Origin of the sequence: Akkermansia muciniphila (genome assembly GCF_018709685.1) — a bacterium.
In the GTDB taxonomy this organism is placed as follows: domain Bacteria; phylum Verrucomicrobiota; class Verrucomicrobiia; order Verrucomicrobiales; family Akkermansiaceae; genus Akkermansia; species Akkermansia muciniphila_E.
Genome location: NZ_JABDHQ010000003.1, coordinates 170,636 through 186,176, shown reverse-complemented (window position 1 = coordinate 186,176; position 15,541 = coordinate 170,636). Strand labels below are relative to the sequence as shown.

Below are 15,541 nucleotides of genomic sequence, written 5' to 3'. Positions count from 1 at the left end.
TTATCGATATGAGTAAGAACAGCCCTCACATCTTCACGTCGGAATCCGTTGGAGAAGGCCATCCGGACAAGGTGGCCGACTACATTTCCGACTCTATTTTAGACGCCTGCCTGGCTCAAGACAAAACTAGCCGCGTCGCGTGCGAAACTTTGGTGAAGAGCAACATGGTCATCATTGCCGGAGAACTGACGACCAAGGCCGTGATCAATCCGGAAAAAATCGCCCGCCAGGCCATCCGGGAGATCGGGTACTGCAACCGGCAGGACGACGACGTTTTCCATGCGGATACCGTCTTTTTCACGAACCTGCTGACGGAACAGTCTCCGGATATCGCCCAGGGCGTGGACGCCCGGGAGGCGGAGGGCAAGGGCCACGCGGAACAGGGCGCCGGGGACCAGGGCATCATGTTCGGCTTCGCCACGAATGAAACTCCGGAATTGCTTCCGGCCCCTATCGTGTTCGCGCACAAGCTGCTCATTGAACTGGCCAAGCGCCGCAAGCGCGGGCATGTGGACTGGCTGCGCCCGGACTGCAAGTCCCAGGTGGCCGTGGCGTATGACGATGCAGGACGCCCTGTGCATATTGAGAATGTGGTCATTTCCACCCAGCACACGGAGGAAGTGGACCATGATACGATTTACAATTACTGCGTCAAACTCATTAAAAACGTGCTTCCTGCGGAACTGCTGGATGACAGGACGGAGTACTTCATCAATCCCACGGGGAAGTTCGTGGTAGGCGGTCCCCATGGGGATTCCGGCCTGACGGGCCGCAAGATCATTGTAGACACGTACGGCGGCATGGGCCGTCACGGCGGCGGCGCCTTCTCCGGGAAGGACCCGTCCAAGGTGGACCGCTCCGCGGCGTACATGTGCCGCTGGGTTGCCAAGCATATCGTGGCCGCCGGGCTGGCGGACAAGTGTGAATTGCAGGTGGCCTACGCCATCGGCTACCCCACCCCCGTTTCCATCCGGGTGGATACCTTCGGTACCGGGAAGGTAGAGGAAAAAGCCATTGAAAACGCTCTGGAAGGCATTTTCTCCTTCAAGCCCGCAGACATGGTGGAACAACTTGACCTGCTGCGGCCCATTTACCGGAAGACGACGCATTACGGGCATTTCACCAATCCGGAGCTTCCCTGGGAACAACTGGACGAAAAGCGCCTGGCCTCCCTGAAACAACTTCTTCATTAATCCTACGACAACGTTTACAGACATGTTTTCAGAAACGGAACATTACAAGGTGCGCGATATCAGCCTGGCGGATTTCGGACGCAAGGAACTGGACATCGCGGAACATGAAATGCCCGGCCTGATGGCCGTGCGTGAAAAGTACGCCGCCGCAAAGCCTCTGGAGGGCGTGCGCATCATGGGCTCCCTGCACATGACGGTGCAGACGGCTGTGCTGATTGAAACGCTGACGGCCCTGGGCGCCACAGTCCGCTGGGCCAGCTGCAATATCTTTTCCACCCAGGACCATGCCGCCGCCGCCATTGCGGAATCCGGCACGCCCGTGTTCGCCTGGAAGGGGGAAACGCTCCGGGAATACTGGGACTGCACCTGGAAGGCCATGAACTTTCCGGACGGCCTGGGCCCGCAGCTGATTGTGGACGATGGCGGGGACGCCACCCTGCTCATTCACCGCGGGTATGAGATGGAGGAAGGCTCCGGCTGGGTGAATACCCCGTCAGAATCGGAAGAAGAGGAAGTCATCAAGGACCTCCTGAAAAAGATCGCCGCGGAAACGCCGGGCATTTTCCACCGCTGGCTGCCTGAGCTGAAGGGCGTTTCCGAGGAAACGACCACGGGCGTGCACCGCTTGTACCAGATGCAGGCCGCGGGCCGCCTGCTGATTCCGGCCATTAACGTGAATGATTCCGTGACCAAGTCCAAGTTTGACAACCTGTACGGGTGCCGTGAATCCCTGGTGGACGGCATCAAGCGCGCCACGGACGTCATGATCGCCGGGAAGGTGGCCGTCGTCTGCGGCTATGGAGACGTGGGCAAGGGCTGTGCCCAGTCCCTGCGCGGCATGGGCGCCCAGGTGGTGGTGACGGAAGTAGACCCCATCTGCGCCCTTCAGGCCGCCATGGAAGGCTACCGCGTGCTGACGGTGGAAGACACCCTGGGCTGGGCGGATATTTACGTGACCACTACGGGCAACTGCGGCATCATCCGGGTGGAACACATGGAAAAGATGAAGGACCAGGCTATTGTGTGCAACATCGGCCACTTCGACAATGAAATAGAGGTACACAAGCTTCAGACCTATCCCGGCATCAAGCACCTCAACATCAAGCCGCAGGTGGACCGCTACACGTTCCCCTCCGGCAACAGCCTGTACCTGCTGGCGGAAGGGCGCCTGGTCAACCTGGGCTGCGCTACCGGGCATCCCAGCTTCGTGATGTCTAACAGCTTCGCCAACCAGGTGCTGGCCCAGCTGGAACTGTGGAATACCCGTGAAAACCGTCCCGCGGGCGTGGAAGTGCTGCCCAAGGTGCTGGATGAGGAAGTGGCCCGCCTGCATCTCGGCAAGATCGGCTGCAAGCTCACGGTTCTGCGTCCGGAACAGGCGGACTACATCGGCGTCCCGGTGGAAGGGCCGTACAAGCCCGACTTTTACAGATATTAGGCTGGCGGATTTCTGCGTTTTCCGGCTGTTTCATCGGGAGAGCCCTCCCGGTGGAACAGCTTTTTTATTTGTCCGGAAAAGGGTTTGTTTCCGGGGCGCGGCAGCGGTATTTCATGGACGGATTTGCAATCCGTTCCATGGAGAAGGAAACCGTTTCCAAACGGGACGCCATCAGATACCTTCCGTGGACTTCTAGGCGCAACATTATGGAAACAAGTATCTTCCGGATTTTAAAATATTCCCCTGAAACGCATGTGAGGGGGAATTTCCGGCTATATTTTTCAGAAACAGCCTCCGCGCTGAAGGCCTCCGGCGTCCGGAAATACCGGGGAGAATTTGTCTTAAATGCTCTTTCCCAAATTTATGGCTTGCCGCCGGTTTGCAAATCCGTACTGTTATCCCTGAAGCCATTTCAATGGCGCATGTTTTTAGTGTGCAATCTTAGTTTTTTCAATTCTTTACGTTGGAGTGCGCGGATTGTTTCCCCTATCTGAAGTACGATGGACACCCCTCCCCAGAAAACGGCTCTCGTTGTGTTGTTCAACCACCAGTATAACCGCAATATTCCGGTCATCAGGGAGATTTATTCAGGGCGTTTCTCCGCGTTGCTTCAATTAATGCCCTATTACAAGGGGGATGATCCGGACGTATGTCCGGTATTCGGCAATTCCTTCCAATTTTACCATTATATTTTACAGGCGCGGGAGAGAATCAAGGCGTTGGACGGCGACCATGTCCTCATCATAGGAGACGACCTTCTGCTGAACCCGGAGTTTGACGAGTTTTCCACGGCGTCCCTGCTGGGAATCCGGGGGGACGACACGTGCTACCTTGACGGATTTGTGGACGTTTCCCTGCCACTGTGCTACCGGGGCACGGTGGAAGCCCACCGTTTTTCCATGGCTCCCGCCGGTCTTGATGCGGAGAGCGTGAATAAAAATGTTCCATCCTATGAAGAAGCCCGGCGGATTCTGAAATCCAGAAACCTCATGCAGCATGACGAACTGTCCCGCGTGCGCATGTTCATGCCCAAGTGGAATCCCGGGGGCGGCATTCATGCCAACTGGAAAGTGCTGAAGGGCAGAATCTGGCATCTCCTGAACCATTGGAAGCACAAGATTAAAAAGTACCCGTATTCCTACCCCGTCGTCTTTGGCTATTCGGATATTCTCTGTATCCCGAAAGGGAAGTTTGACGACTTTTGCTGGATTCTTGAAGTGTTTTTCGCGTGGAACATGTTTGTGGAGCTGGCTATCCCCACGGCGCTGCAGCTTCTTCCGGAAACACGCCTGGCCACGCTGGAAGACACGCAGTACAAGTCCGGCAACGTCTGGTTCCCGCAGGATCCGGACCACTTTGAGGCCATGAGCGGCGTCATTGACGGGCTGGTTTCCTCTTCCGCCGGAGACATCGGCAAACTGCTTGGCTCCTTTCCGGAGGACTACCTGTACCTCCATCCCGTGAAATTGTCCAAGTTCGGCGGCCGGAGCCTTTAATCCATTGATTTTCTTTATTCCATGATGAGATATGCTGTGATCGGAGCCGGAGTTTCCGGATTGTCCATGGCCGGAATGCTGTTGAAAAAAGGGCATGAGGCAGTGGTTTACGAGAAGGACAGCCGCCCCGGCGGCCTGATCAAGTGCGCGGAAGTGCAGGGCCATTTGTACCACCTGGTGGGTGGTCATGTGTTCAATTCCCGGCGGCAGGAGGTATTGGACTGGTTCTGGTCCCGGTTTGACAAGGAACGCGATTTTGTTTCCGCCCGCCGCCGTGCCGTCATCTCCCTGGAGGGCGGGAACGTGGTGGATTATCCCATTGAGAACCACTTGGACCAATTCCCAGAGGAGGCCCGTTCCTCCATTGTCCATGAACTGCTGGAGATTTACAGGAACCCTCCTTCCGAGCCCCGCTCCCTGGGAGAGTTTTTCCTGAACCGTTTCGGAAAAACCCTGAACGACCTTTATTTCACGCCTTACAACAACAAGGTGTGGCGGCAGGACATCAACGGAATCGCCATGGATTGGCTGGAAGACAAGCTGCCCATGCCGACCGTGGCGGAAATTCTGCTGAACAATATCGGGCGGATCAATGAGAGCACCATGGTGCACAGCTCCTTCTTTTATGCAAAGCGCGGCGGTTCCCAGTTTCTGGCTGATACGCTGGCGCATGGCTTGAAGGTCGTCTATGGGGCGCAGGCCGCGGGCATCCGCCCGGAGAACGGGAAATGGCGCGTGCAGGGAGAGTTGTTTGACAGGGTGGTTTTTACAGGGAATGCCAGGCAGCTTGCGGACTGCTTCCCCGGCATGGATGAACTGCAACCGTTTCTTCCCCGGATTTCGGCATTGCGTTCCCACGGGACTACCTCCGTGTTGTGCCGGATTGACTCCAACGACTATAGCTGGATTTACATGCCCTCCCCGGCCCACCGTTCCCACCGCATCATCTGCACGGGGAATTTTTCCAGGAACAATAATAACGGAGACGTCACCACTGCCACCATTGAGTTCTCCGAGAAAATGACGGAAGAGGAAATCCGGACGCAGCTGGAGCTCATCCCCTTTTCCCCCGCCTATCTGGCCCATCATTGGGAGGAATATACTTATCCCGTGCAGGATGCGTCCAGCAGGGCCCTTATCCGGGAGCTGAAAGACCGCCTGGAGCCCAGGGGCATTTACCTGCTGGGGCGTTTTGCGGAGTGGGAATACTACAACATGGATGCGGCCATAGGGGCTGCCATGGACCTGGACAAGAAGCTGCACGCGGAGTTTCAGCCGTAAGAGACGTAGCTCTTGCGGACTTGGGAATATAGGAAAGGCATTTACCGGCAAGTTTCCGGTGAAGGCTGTGGATTGTTAATCCGCTGTCAATGGAAAATTTTAACGGAGAAGGGACTCCGCATATTTAGCGTGAAACGGAAAAGAATTTTTTACCTTTTCCGGAGGATGGCCTGAACAGATAACTTTTTCAGGGTTATATTTTTACAACTCCTCTTTTATTTTTTTTTAAACAAGCGGATTAACAACTCGCTAGGAATGGGCGTGCAGAAAGCATGATCCCATGTTCTACCAGGTCATGCGCTTACCCCGGAATCAACGCGTATGGCTATTCGTTATTGTTCTTTCGCAACGCGCGGCTACCGCTGGCGGCAGTGGATGCGGATGAAAAGTTTAAAGTTGGCGGAGCCTTCCGTGGAATTGTCCTTCTGGACTCTGGGACGCTTGCTGTCTGCAGGCATCAGGTGCGAGATTCCATGGTTTGACCCTCATTTGCAGGGGGTTGGTTACTGGTGCTGGAAGCCCTTCATCATGCTCAGGGAACTGGACAGCATGCAGGAAGGTGACTATTTGCTTTATACGGATGCAGGGCGTCCGCCGGGAACGCTTTTCCGCCATTCGGTACAGCCCCTTGTCCAATGGCTGGAGGAGAAGGGGCAGGACATTCTGCCGGGAGTGAATATCTCCTATTACACGGGAGATTTGGCAAGGTGGTGCAAGCAGAGCGTTTTTGACGCATTGAATCTGGATATCAGGGATTTCGAGCATAGCCCCCTGATTCAGCCGACCCCGTGCTTCCTGAAAAAATCGGAAGAAAGCATCCGGATTCTTCGTGAATGGATGGAATTATGCCGGCAGTTCAGCCTGGTTTCTTCCCCTACTCCTGAGGAAAAGAGCCGCTGCCGGGACAATTTTGCGGCCCATACGCATGACCAGACGCTGTGGTCTCTCGTTGCGGCCATGAACCGTCTGGATAGCCTGTATTCCGGCAAGGGAGTCATCCACCTTGATGGGAGGCACCCTTTTTTGCGGCATCCCGGATTTGACGATAAGGATCCGGACTTTTTTTTGGGAGAGTTGGGAGCGGAGAGGGTGGAAAGGCCCTTGCTCACTTTTCTTTCCTGCGCCCACCAGGGATTTGCCTTTTGCGAGAAGACTGTGAATAAGCTGTCCAAGATCGCCGGGCTGGGGCCCCGCAAAGGTTTTTACGGGTAAGGCTGGGGAGGAGGAATAGCCGTTTCCCGGGCGCACCCCCAGGGAATAAAAAAGCGCCGGAATCTTCCGGCGCCTGAGAAAAGTTCCGTTGCGGCGGCTCCCTACCAGGAAGCGTCAAATTTGGGAATGGGCGTCCCTTTTCCGCCGGGGCTGTTTTCCGGGACCTTGTAGGCCTTGCGGAGCTCGTGATAGCGTTTCTTGAGTTTTTCCACGGTGGACTTGTAGGCGGGATCGTCAATGACGTTCTTCATCTGCATGGGGTCCTTCTTCATGTCAAAAAGCATCCATTCGTCACTGGTCCAGATGTAGGAAAGCGTGTAGCGGTCCGTCCGGATGCCGTCGTGGCGCGGGGCATTGTGTTCGCCGGGGTTCTCGTAGAAGCAATAGTAGATGGCGTCTCTCCAATTGTCCGGCGTTTTGCCTGTGGAGGCCGTGGGCAGGAGGGAAACGCCCTGGAAGGTGTCCATGTTTTCCGGGGTGTCCGCTCCAGCCGCGGAAACGATGGTGGGGGCATAGTCGATGTTCTGCACCATGGCGTTGTTGCGGGTGCCCGCGGGAATTTTGCCGGGCCATCTCATGATGAGGGGCATGCGGAGGGATTCTTCAAAAATCCAGCGCTTGTCGTACATGCCGTGTTCGCCCATGTAGAAGCCCTGGTCGCCGCAGTAGATGACCAGCGTGTCTTTGGAAAGGCCTTCCTTGTCCAGATAATTCATGAGGCGGCCGATGCTGTCGTCCACGGAAAGCAGGCAGCCCAGGTAGTCTTCCATGTAGGCGTGCCATTTCCATTCCGCAAAGGCTTTCGGGTCCTTCAGTTTTCCGGATTTCATGCCGTCCACCAGGGACTTGGTGCGCTTGGCATAGTAATCCGTCCAGGTTTTCTTTTCTTCCGGAGTCATGCGGTTGATTTCCCCCAGGTCCCAGCCGTAGCCGGGAGAGACGATGCTCTTGCGCATCTCTTCCGGCACCTGGTCCTTGAGCACCTTGAGGTCGGAATAAATAGCCATGTGCCTGGCGACGGTCTGCTGGTTTTTCTTCAGGAATTCCGGGCGGTTGGCGTAGTCGTCATGGAAGTTGGCGGGCGGCGCCAGTTTGGAGGTGTTCACCTTGCCCAGATGGCGCAGGGCGGGGCACCAGGCGCGGTGGGGGGCCTTGTGGCCCACGACGAGCAGGAAGGGCTTGTCCTTGTCCCGGTTTTCCAGCCACTGGATGGATTTGTCCGTAACCACGTCCGTGGCGTAGCCGGGGAAGCGCTTTGTCTGGCGTTTTCCGTTCGGCTTGAGGCTGATGAAGTCCGGATTGTAGTAGCTGCCCTGGCCGGGGAAGATTTCCCACGTGTCAAAGCCGGTGGGGTCTGATTCCAGATGCCATTTGCCGAAAAGCCCCGTCTGGTAGCCGGCTTTTTGCAGCATTTTGGGATAGGTGGGCTGGGAGCCGTCCAGCGGCCTCTGGCCGTTGAAGACAAAGCCGTTCATGTGGGAATGCCTGCCGGTCAGGATGCACGCGCGGGAGGGGCCGCACAGGGAGTTGGCGCAGTAGCTGCGGTCAAAGACCATGCCTTGGCGGGCCAGCTTGTTGAAGTTGGGCAGGGCCACGGGGGAATCATTCTTGCTGGTGCCCAGCGTCTGGTAGGCGTGGTCGTCCGTAATGATGAAAAGGATATTCGGCTTTTTATTCTCGGCAGCCTTGGTCTGGGCCGTGAGAGGAGCTGCCGCCAGCAGGGCCAGAGTTCCGGCGATGATGGTTTTCAAGGGTCTCATATTGCATGGAGGATATAGGATGAAGCCACCGTGTCAATGTCATAGGATTCCTTTTGCCGGGATTCTGCGTTATGGTATCCTTCCTGCCATGCTTTCCTCCCCGTTGGAAGACACGCTGCGTTTATTCGGCAAGGAGCGGTTCCGCCCCATGCAGCGGGAACTGATGGAGTGCGCGCTGGCAGGCAATTCCTGCATCGGCATTTTGCCCACGGGTTCCGGCAAGAGCCTTTGCTACCAGATTCCGGCAGTGCTGGGAGACGGAGTGACGGTGGTGGTTTCCCCGCTGATCGCCCTGATGCGCGACCAGGTGGCCGGGCTGGAAAAACTGGGCGTGGCTGCGGCCCGGTATGATTCCTCCCTGGAGGAGGAAGAAAAGGCCGCCCTGCTGGACAGGTTGAAGTCCGGAGCCGTCCGCCTGCTGTTCGCGGCACCGGAGTCTCTGGAATCCCCGTGGATGCGGCAGGCCATGGAACTTGTCCCTCCCGGCCTGTTCGTGGTGGATGAGGCGCATTGCCTCTCGGAGTGGGGGCACAGTTTCCGCCCGGATTATCTGGGACTCCCCGGTTTTTTCAAAAAGCATGGGTTCCGCAGCGTCATGGCTCTGACGGCCACGGCTACGGAACGGGTGTGCCGTGACCTGGCCTCCCTTTTCAACGTGAAGGAGGAATGTATTTTCCGCGCCCCGCCGTACCGCGCGAATATCGTCCGCCAGGTGGAAACGCTGAAGGAGGAGAATAAAACCGCTCGGCTGGTTGAGTTTTTGAAGGAGGGGGGCCACCGTCCCGCCGTGGTGTACACGCGCACGCGCAAGGATGCGGAAAGGCTCTCCTATGAATTGGGGCAGGCCGGTTTTTCCGTCAAATCCTACCATGCAGGCATGCCTCCGGAAACGCGGGGGCTGGTGCAGGATGAATTCCTGACGGGGGCGGCGGACGTGCTGGTGGCGACGATCGCCTTCGGCATGGGAATAGACAAGCCGGACGTGCGCTCCGTGGTGCATTACCACCCGCCTGCCAGTCTGGAGGCGTATGTGCAGGAATCCGGCCGTGCGGGCCGCGACGGGCTGCCCTCCTTCAGCCTGGTGATGCTGTCCGCCCGCGACGGTGTGGCCGTGGTCAACCGCCTGCATGCGGCGGAACCGGACCGCCACGGCGTGAAGGGACTGGCGTCCCTGCTGTCCCGGAGGGGGGAGCACGTTGTTTCCCTGTATGAAGCTTCCGCCGTTCATGATTTGCCGGATGTGGCGGTGGACCGGATGCTGTTTGACCTGAAGCGTTCCGGCTCCGTGCGGGAGCAGGGCAGGGGATATAAATATTACAAGGTGCGCCCCCTGTTCCGGATGGAGGAAATCCTGTGCGGCCGTGATGGCGAAGAAAGCGCCCGCCTGCAATGGATGGACGGGCGCCGGGAGGGGGAAGTGGAGGCCCTGGCCGCGGAGTGGGGGATTTCATGGGAAGAGGCCGCCGCCTGGCTTGACGAGCTGGCCCTTTCCGGGGAATGGAAGGTGGAGTTGCGCCAGATAGCGCTTCATCTGCATTCCGAAGGTTTTGATGCGGCGGAAACCGCGGAGGAATTCGCGCGGTATTTTTCCAGGTCGCGGCTGAACGGGTTGGAACGCTGGAAAACGTGCGTCTCCACGCTGACGGCCGCCGCCTGTCTTAACAGGAGCCTGGACGCCTACTTCGGCTTCCGGGAGCCGTCCGGCCCCTGCGGGCACTGTCCGTCATGCTGCGGTGCGGTTCCTGTGGAGATGGAAGAGGAGGAGCCCGGCCCGGTTCCGGAAGAACTGCGTTCCGCCGTCATGGAACTGGCGGCGCAGAGAAAGCCCGCGCTGTCCCGCCCTTCCCAGTTGACGCGTTTTCTGCTTGGGTTGGCCTCTCCGGCGGCCATGCGCGCGCGTTTGTGGGGCCATCCTCTTTACGGGGTGCTGGGGAACAGGAGCTGGGAGGACGTCTGGATTGAGGCGCGCGCCCTGTCGGGAAATTAGCGGTCAGTTTCCGCCTTTGGCGGCTTCATAGGCGGCAATGATGCGCCTGCAGGAGTTTTCCGCGTGCAGCAGGGAGCACCAGTAGCGGGAGATTTCCTCCGGGCTGCGTTTCCCATCGTCCCAGGCGCGGATTTCTTCCAGAAGCGCTCCGGCGATGCTTTCCGGGGTATCCCTCGGGCTGAGCGTGCCGGAATCATGGGAAACGTACCATTGCAGGCAGTTCAGCAGGGGAGTGAGGCGGGGTCCCACGACGGAGGCTCCGGCGCAGAGCGCCTCCGCGGAGGCGACGTGCGTCCCCTCGGACCGGGAAGTGCAGAGGCTGATCCTGGCTTGGGAATATTTCTTTTGGAGCTCCGCGTTGGGCAGATATCCGGCCAGGCGGATGCGGGAACGGAGGCCTTCCGGAAGGTTGCTGTGCCATTCCCGCAGAAAAGGGGGAATATTCCCGTAGATTTCCGCTTCCCAGTGCGGGGCCCGGGGCATGGCGTGTTCCAGCGTGGCCATCAGCAGGTAGGGGCGTTTGTAGAGAAGGTCGTCCCAGCGTCCCACGGCCATGATGATGTTGCGTTTCTCCCCGGCATAACGGCAGGTGGAGGAAATGGGGTTGGGAATGAGGGCCAGTTTCCGGACGATGGATTTTCCGTAAAGCCATTCCCGGTCCCGGATGGATTGGAGGGCCGCCGGCATGGGGAAGGCCGCCATGTCCCCCTGGTCCAGGTGTTTTCTCCGTCCCCGGTTGACCAGGTTCCAGGTGTGCTGCTTCAGCAGGCGCAGCAGGAAGAAGGCGGAACCCTTGATTTTTCCGCGGGCGAAGACGTCCCTGATCCACATGTTTTCCGCAATGGGGAACCAGTATTGCCACGGGAAAAACAGTCCGGAGGAATCCATGTACACCACCAGGAAAATGCCCGCGTCATGGATGGCCCGGGCAATGGGAAGGTATTTGCCCGTGCCCCACGCGTACAGGACCAGCCCGTCAATGCCCAGGGATTTCCACCAGGCAGGGTCTTCCAGGTTGGCGTATTCCGTGCGGATGAGGTCGGGATCGTCCCCGTCCTGGGCAGGCATGGGCATGATGGCCCTGCTCTCCACGCCTATTCGCTGAAAGGCCTTGCAGAAAGCGCCTGAATCACGGGAAAAGAAAGTGTGGTCCCCTTTGAAGGGAACGGGCGTGCAGGTGTACCATTTCATGATGCCGTGGGGGGTGGAAGGTGGGCGGAGAATGCGGAGTTCTTCAAGAAGGCTTCCCATGGACTGGAGCCACGCGGCGGTGGAGTAGACAGAAGCCAGAAGCTGGCGCCCGTGCATGCCCATGGCCGGCCAGCGTTCCTCTTCCTCCAGCGCGGCGCGCAGCGTCTCCGCCAGCGCGTCCGCGGAAGGTTCCCGCGCAATCCATCCGTTCCGCCCGTGGGTGACCAGCTCCGGCAGGCCCCCGCACGGGGTCACGATGACGGGCGTGCCGTGGAGCCAGCCTTCCAGAACCACCATGCCGAAGGTTTCCTCCCACAGGGAGGGGGCTACAGTCAGGCCGCAGGCGGCGCGTATGGCCCCCTGCTCCTCATGGGGAATGAATCCGGTCAGGCGGACGGATTCAAGCCGGCGGGAAGAGACGTAGCGTTCCAGTTCCCCGCGCATGGGACCGTCCCCCATCAGGTAGAGGGTGCGTCCGGGAGGGGATAGGCGCTCCCACGCCTGAACCAGTTGGAGGACTCCTTTTTCCTGCGTCAGGCGTCCGGCATAAAGAACGTCCCGGCGGGGGCGGTCCGGCGGGGGCGGTCCGGCGGGGGCGGTCCGGCGGGGGCGGTCCGGCGGGGGCGGTCCGGCGGGGGCGGCCGTTTGCCGGATAAAATGGGGAATGACCCGGATTTTATCCTCCGGTATTCCGGACTGGATGAGAAGCTCCCGCTGCCGCCGGCTGACGGCGATGTAGGAGGAAAGGCGGTTCCAGGTTCCCATGCGGCGCGTCTTGTACAGGGCGGCGGCGGCCAGGGCGGAATAGGCGGCGCTGCCGCGCCAGCAGGCGTGCAGGACGCCGGGAAGATAGTTGCCGTTTTTACAGGAGAAACAGGGCGCGCCGTCCCGGTAGAACACCCCGTTAAGGCACCCGGCGCGGTAGTTGTGCAGGTAGTGGATGACGGGAACGGCCTGCTGCAGGGCCAGCTCGTAAACGCAGGGGGACATGGCCGGAAACGTGTTGTGGATGATCCACGCGTCAAAGCGGTTTTCACGCAGGCATTCGCGAAGCTTCTCTTTCACGTCCCGGTTGTGGAGCATGTAGCGCATTTTCGTCAGCGCGCCGTGGGGGCTGCGGAACAATTCTCCAGTGGAATAGACAAAGGGGGTGACGTCCGCCACGGCGTCCAGCGCCTCCGTGATGGCATGGAAGCAGACTTCCTCCCCGCCCAGTTCCCCGTAGCGGCTGAAAATATGTAGAATGCGTGGACGTTGCATGGCCGCGGCGGCACGGGGCTATCCCTGGAGTTCCCTCCTGAGCTTCTGGGGGTCCTTCAACAGCTCCCTCTGGATGGCCTCCTGCTGCAGGCGCAGGCGGTCTTCCTGGGATTTGAGGGCCTTTCTTCGGGAGGCCGTATCGGGATTGACAAAGGGGTTGTTATCCCCCCACCTGGACCATGGCCCGCGGGGGATGCGGTAAAATTCCACAAAGCGCCAGTGGACGGTGGCCGTCCCGCCGGTGATGCCCAGGTAGTCCCGCACGGCGGGGGAGATGTCTATGCCCGCGCCCTTGTTCTGGGTATTGACCGGGGGCTTGTCTCCAAAGACGTAGGGCCAGTCTTCCGTGGTAAAGGGGCCGCAATCCTCCCATTGGGCAAAGCAGCTGCGCTTATTGTACACGATCTGCACCCATCTGCCCTTGCAGACGGACTGCCCTTTTTCCGTGTATTCCCGGCGGAACCAGGGAATCACCCGTGAGGCCTCCACCTTGTGCTCCCCCTTGGAGACGTCATTGTACGGCAGGGCCACGTAAAAGGGGTTCTGCTGGGGGATAAACGTCTTTGGGCGGAAATCCGTGGTGCGGCACACGGGGTTGGGATCGTCAAATCCGCCGAAGTTTTCCCGCCACGCGGAGTCCCAGGAACTCTTGTGGTTGGCTACCGGATTGCGCGCGGTGGAATCTTCCCCCACCCAGAAAACCGTGGCGGTGATGTTGAGCCGCCAGGGATAGGTGCCGGGACTTTGCGGGGCCGTCCGGGGAAGGATGCGGGGCTGGGGAGCGGGGCGTTTGCCGCCGGGCGCCGTAGTGGGGGATTTGACGATGACCCTGGGGAGCGGGTCCCGCTGCGTGGGGGTGATGATGACCGGGCCTTTGGGCCGGGCGGGGCTGTCCGCCAGGGCGCGGGTGGCGCTCCGGCCTGTCTGGATGTCCGCCCGGACAACCCCCGCGGGGACCAGCGCCAGCAAGGCAAGCAGGCATGCGGAAAGGAAGGAGTTCCCAGGGGAACCCTTCCGGAATGCCTGTTGACGTTGCCAGTGGTTTACCATCGGTGCAGTTGAGTGACGAAGCGGTGATCCAGCTTGCCGGGATAATCCGTGTTGAAGTGGAGGCCGCGGCTTTCATTGCGGCGCATGGCGCAGTCCACGATCAGGGAGGCCACCGCCACCAGGTTGCGGAGTTCCAGGATATCCGGCGTGATGCGGTACCCCCAGTAGAAGTCCTTCACCTCGCGGTGCAGCATCCGCAGGCGCGTGGCCGCGCGGTCCAGCCTTTTGTTAGTCCGGACAATGGAAACATAATCCCACATCAAGCGGCGGATTTCATCCCAATTGTGATAGATGACGGAAAGTTCATCCGGCAGGGCGGTGTCTCCGTGGTGCCACGCGGGGATGTCGTAGGAAGTGGGGGCATCCTTCCGCAGAGGCTGGAGGGCCAGCATGGAGTTCAGCGCGCGCTTGGCCACCACCACGCATTCCAGCAGGGAATTGGAGGCCAGGCGGTTGGCTCCGTGAAGCCCGGTGCAGCCGGTTTCCCCGGCGGCGTAAAGGCCGTCCAGGCTCGTCTGGCCGTTGACGTCCGTCAGCACGCCGCCGCACTGGAAATGCGCCGCGGGGACTACGGGGATGGGTTCCCTGGCGGGGTCAATGCCGTAGCGGTTGCAGGTCTCGTAAATCAGGGGGAAGCGTTCCTGGACGAAGCCCTCCGGCTTGTGGGAGATGTCCAGGTAAACGCACATGCTGCCCGTCCGCTTCATCTCGGAATCCACGGCGCGGGCCGTGATGTCGCGCGGAGCCAGGGACTTGCGGGGATCGTACTTGTGCATGAATTCCTTCCCGTCCGCGCCGATCAGCACACCGCCTTCGCCGCGTACGGCTTCGGAAATGAGGAAGGAACGCGCTTCCGCTCCCTCCGCGCGGGTGTTGAAAAAGCAGGTGGGGTGGAACTGCACGAATTCCATGTTGGCAATGGTGGCGCCCGCGCGCCAGGCCATGGCTACGCCGTCCCCCGTGGCGGAATCATTATTGGTGGTGTACAGGTACACCCGCCCGCAGCCGCCCGTGGCGAGCAGGACGCGGTCCGACCGGAAAATTTCCACTTCCCCGGAGCTGCGGTCCAGCACGTAGGCCCCTAGCACGCGGTCTTCCGTGACCAGGCCCAGCTTGGTCGTCGTAATCAGGTCGATGGCGAAGTGGTCTTCCAGCAGTTCAATGTTGGGGTGCAGCTTGGCCGCCTCCAGCAGCTTGGAGGTGATCTCCAGCCCGGTGGCGTCCTTGGCGTGCAGGATGCGCCGCTTGGTATGGCCGCCCTCCCGGGCCAGTTCGTAATCCTCCCCCTGGTTGCCGGGGTCAAAATTCACGCCCCATTCCAGCAGTTCCCGGATGGCGCCGGGGCCTTCCTCCACGATGGTGCGTACGGCCTGCTCATTGCAGAGGCCCGCGCCGGCGTCCAGCGTGTCCGCCACATGGTCTTCAAAGGAATCATTGCGGTCCCATACGGCGGCGATGCCGCCCTGCGCCTTGGCGGAACTGCAATCCAGAAATTTGCCTTTTGTAATGACTGCAACCTTGCCGTGTTCCGCCGCTCTCAGGGCGAAACTCAACCCGGCAACCCCGGCCCCAATGACTAAAAAGTCGCTCGTCTTCATCATGAATGGTACGGAACTGTACCATGCCGGGGGGCCGCAAGTCACGCCCAATGATGGGGCGCCGGGGCATATTTG

10 protein-coding genes are annotated in these 15,541 nt (G+C 59.6%); 6 read left to right on the top strand and 4 right to left on the bottom strand.

All coding sequences use genetic code 11. The annotated features are described in order from the left end of the window. Positions 1-8: 8 nt before the first annotated feature. The 5 genes from metK to HHJ06_RS03495 all read left to right on the top strand — a co-directional run bounded on the left by metK (position 9) and on the right by HHJ06_RS03495 (position 6,620). On the top strand, positions 9-1,193 hold the full coding sequence (gene metK, locus HHJ06_RS03515) for a methionine adenosyltransferase (RefSeq protein ID WP_215427631.1): 1,185 nt from the start codon (positions 9-11) through the stop codon (positions 1,191-1,193). Between the two features lie 22 nt (positions 1,194-1,215). Beyond that, positions 1,216-2,631: an adenosylhomocysteinase gene (ahcY, locus tag HHJ06_RS03510; protein WP_215427629.1), complete on the top strand. Its 1,416-nt coding sequence runs from the start codon at positions 1,216-1,218 to the stop codon at positions 2,629-2,631. 500 nt (positions 2,632-3,131) lie between these two features. Continuing rightward, positions 3,132-4,127, top strand: coding sequence for a hypothetical protein (locus HHJ06_RS03505; protein WP_215427627.1), 996 nt, complete (start codon positions 3,132-3,134; stop codon positions 4,125-4,127). 21 nt (positions 4,128-4,148) lie between these two features. Further along, complete coding sequence (locus tag HHJ06_RS03500; RefSeq protein WP_215427625.1) at positions 4,149-5,408, top strand: protoporphyrinogen/coproporphyrinogen oxidase; 1,260 nt, start codon at positions 4,149-4,151, stop codon at positions 5,406-5,408. A gap of 321 nt (positions 5,409-5,729) precedes the next feature. Continuing rightward, positions 5,730-6,620, top strand: a complete 891-nt coding sequence (locus tag HHJ06_RS03495) for a hypothetical protein (RefSeq protein WP_215427623.1) — start codon at positions 5,730-5,732, stop codon at positions 6,618-6,620. Between the two features lie 101 nt (positions 6,621-6,721). On the opposite strand, the gene HHJ06_RS03490 is transcribed toward HHJ06_RS03495, so the two are convergent. Beyond that, positions 6,722-8,380: a sulfatase family protein gene (locus tag HHJ06_RS03490; RefSeq protein ID WP_215427622.1), complete on the bottom strand. Its 1,659-nt coding sequence runs from the start codon at positions 8,378-8,380 to the stop codon at positions 6,722-6,724. Positions 8,381-8,468: 88 nt separating this feature from the next. Between HHJ06_RS03490 and HHJ06_RS03485 the strand changes: the two genes are divergently transcribed. After that, positions 8,469-10,367 (top strand): RecQ family ATP-dependent DNA helicase, encoded by a 1,899-nt coding sequence (locus HHJ06_RS03485; RefSeq protein ID WP_215427620.1) that lies wholly within the window; start codon positions 8,469-8,471, stop codon positions 10,365-10,367. A gap of 3 nt (positions 10,368-10,370) precedes the next feature. Here HHJ06_RS03485 and HHJ06_RS03480 read toward each other — a convergent pair whose 3' ends face one another. The 3 genes from HHJ06_RS03480 to nadB all read right to left on the bottom strand — a co-directional run bounded on the left by HHJ06_RS03480 (position 10,371) and on the right by nadB (position 15,466). Beyond that, a complete protein-coding gene (locus HHJ06_RS03480; RefSeq protein WP_215427618.1) occupies positions 10,371-12,818 on the bottom strand; it encodes a glycosyltransferase family 4 protein in 2,448 nt (815 codons plus the stop codon). An 18-nt stretch (positions 12,819-12,836) separates the two neighbouring features. Then, a complete protein-coding gene (locus HHJ06_RS03475; protein ID WP_215427617.1) occupies positions 12,837-13,787 on the bottom strand; it encodes a hypothetical protein in 951 nt (316 codons plus the stop codon). Positions 13,788-13,861: 74 nt separating this feature from the next. After that, positions 13,862-15,466 carry an L-aspartate oxidase gene (gene nadB, locus HHJ06_RS03470; protein ID WP_215427683.1) on the bottom strand — a complete coding sequence of 535 codons (1,605 nt, stop codon included), beginning with the start codon at positions 15,464-15,466 and terminating at the stop codon, positions 13,862-13,864. Positions 15,467-15,541 lie beyond the last annotated feature (75 nt).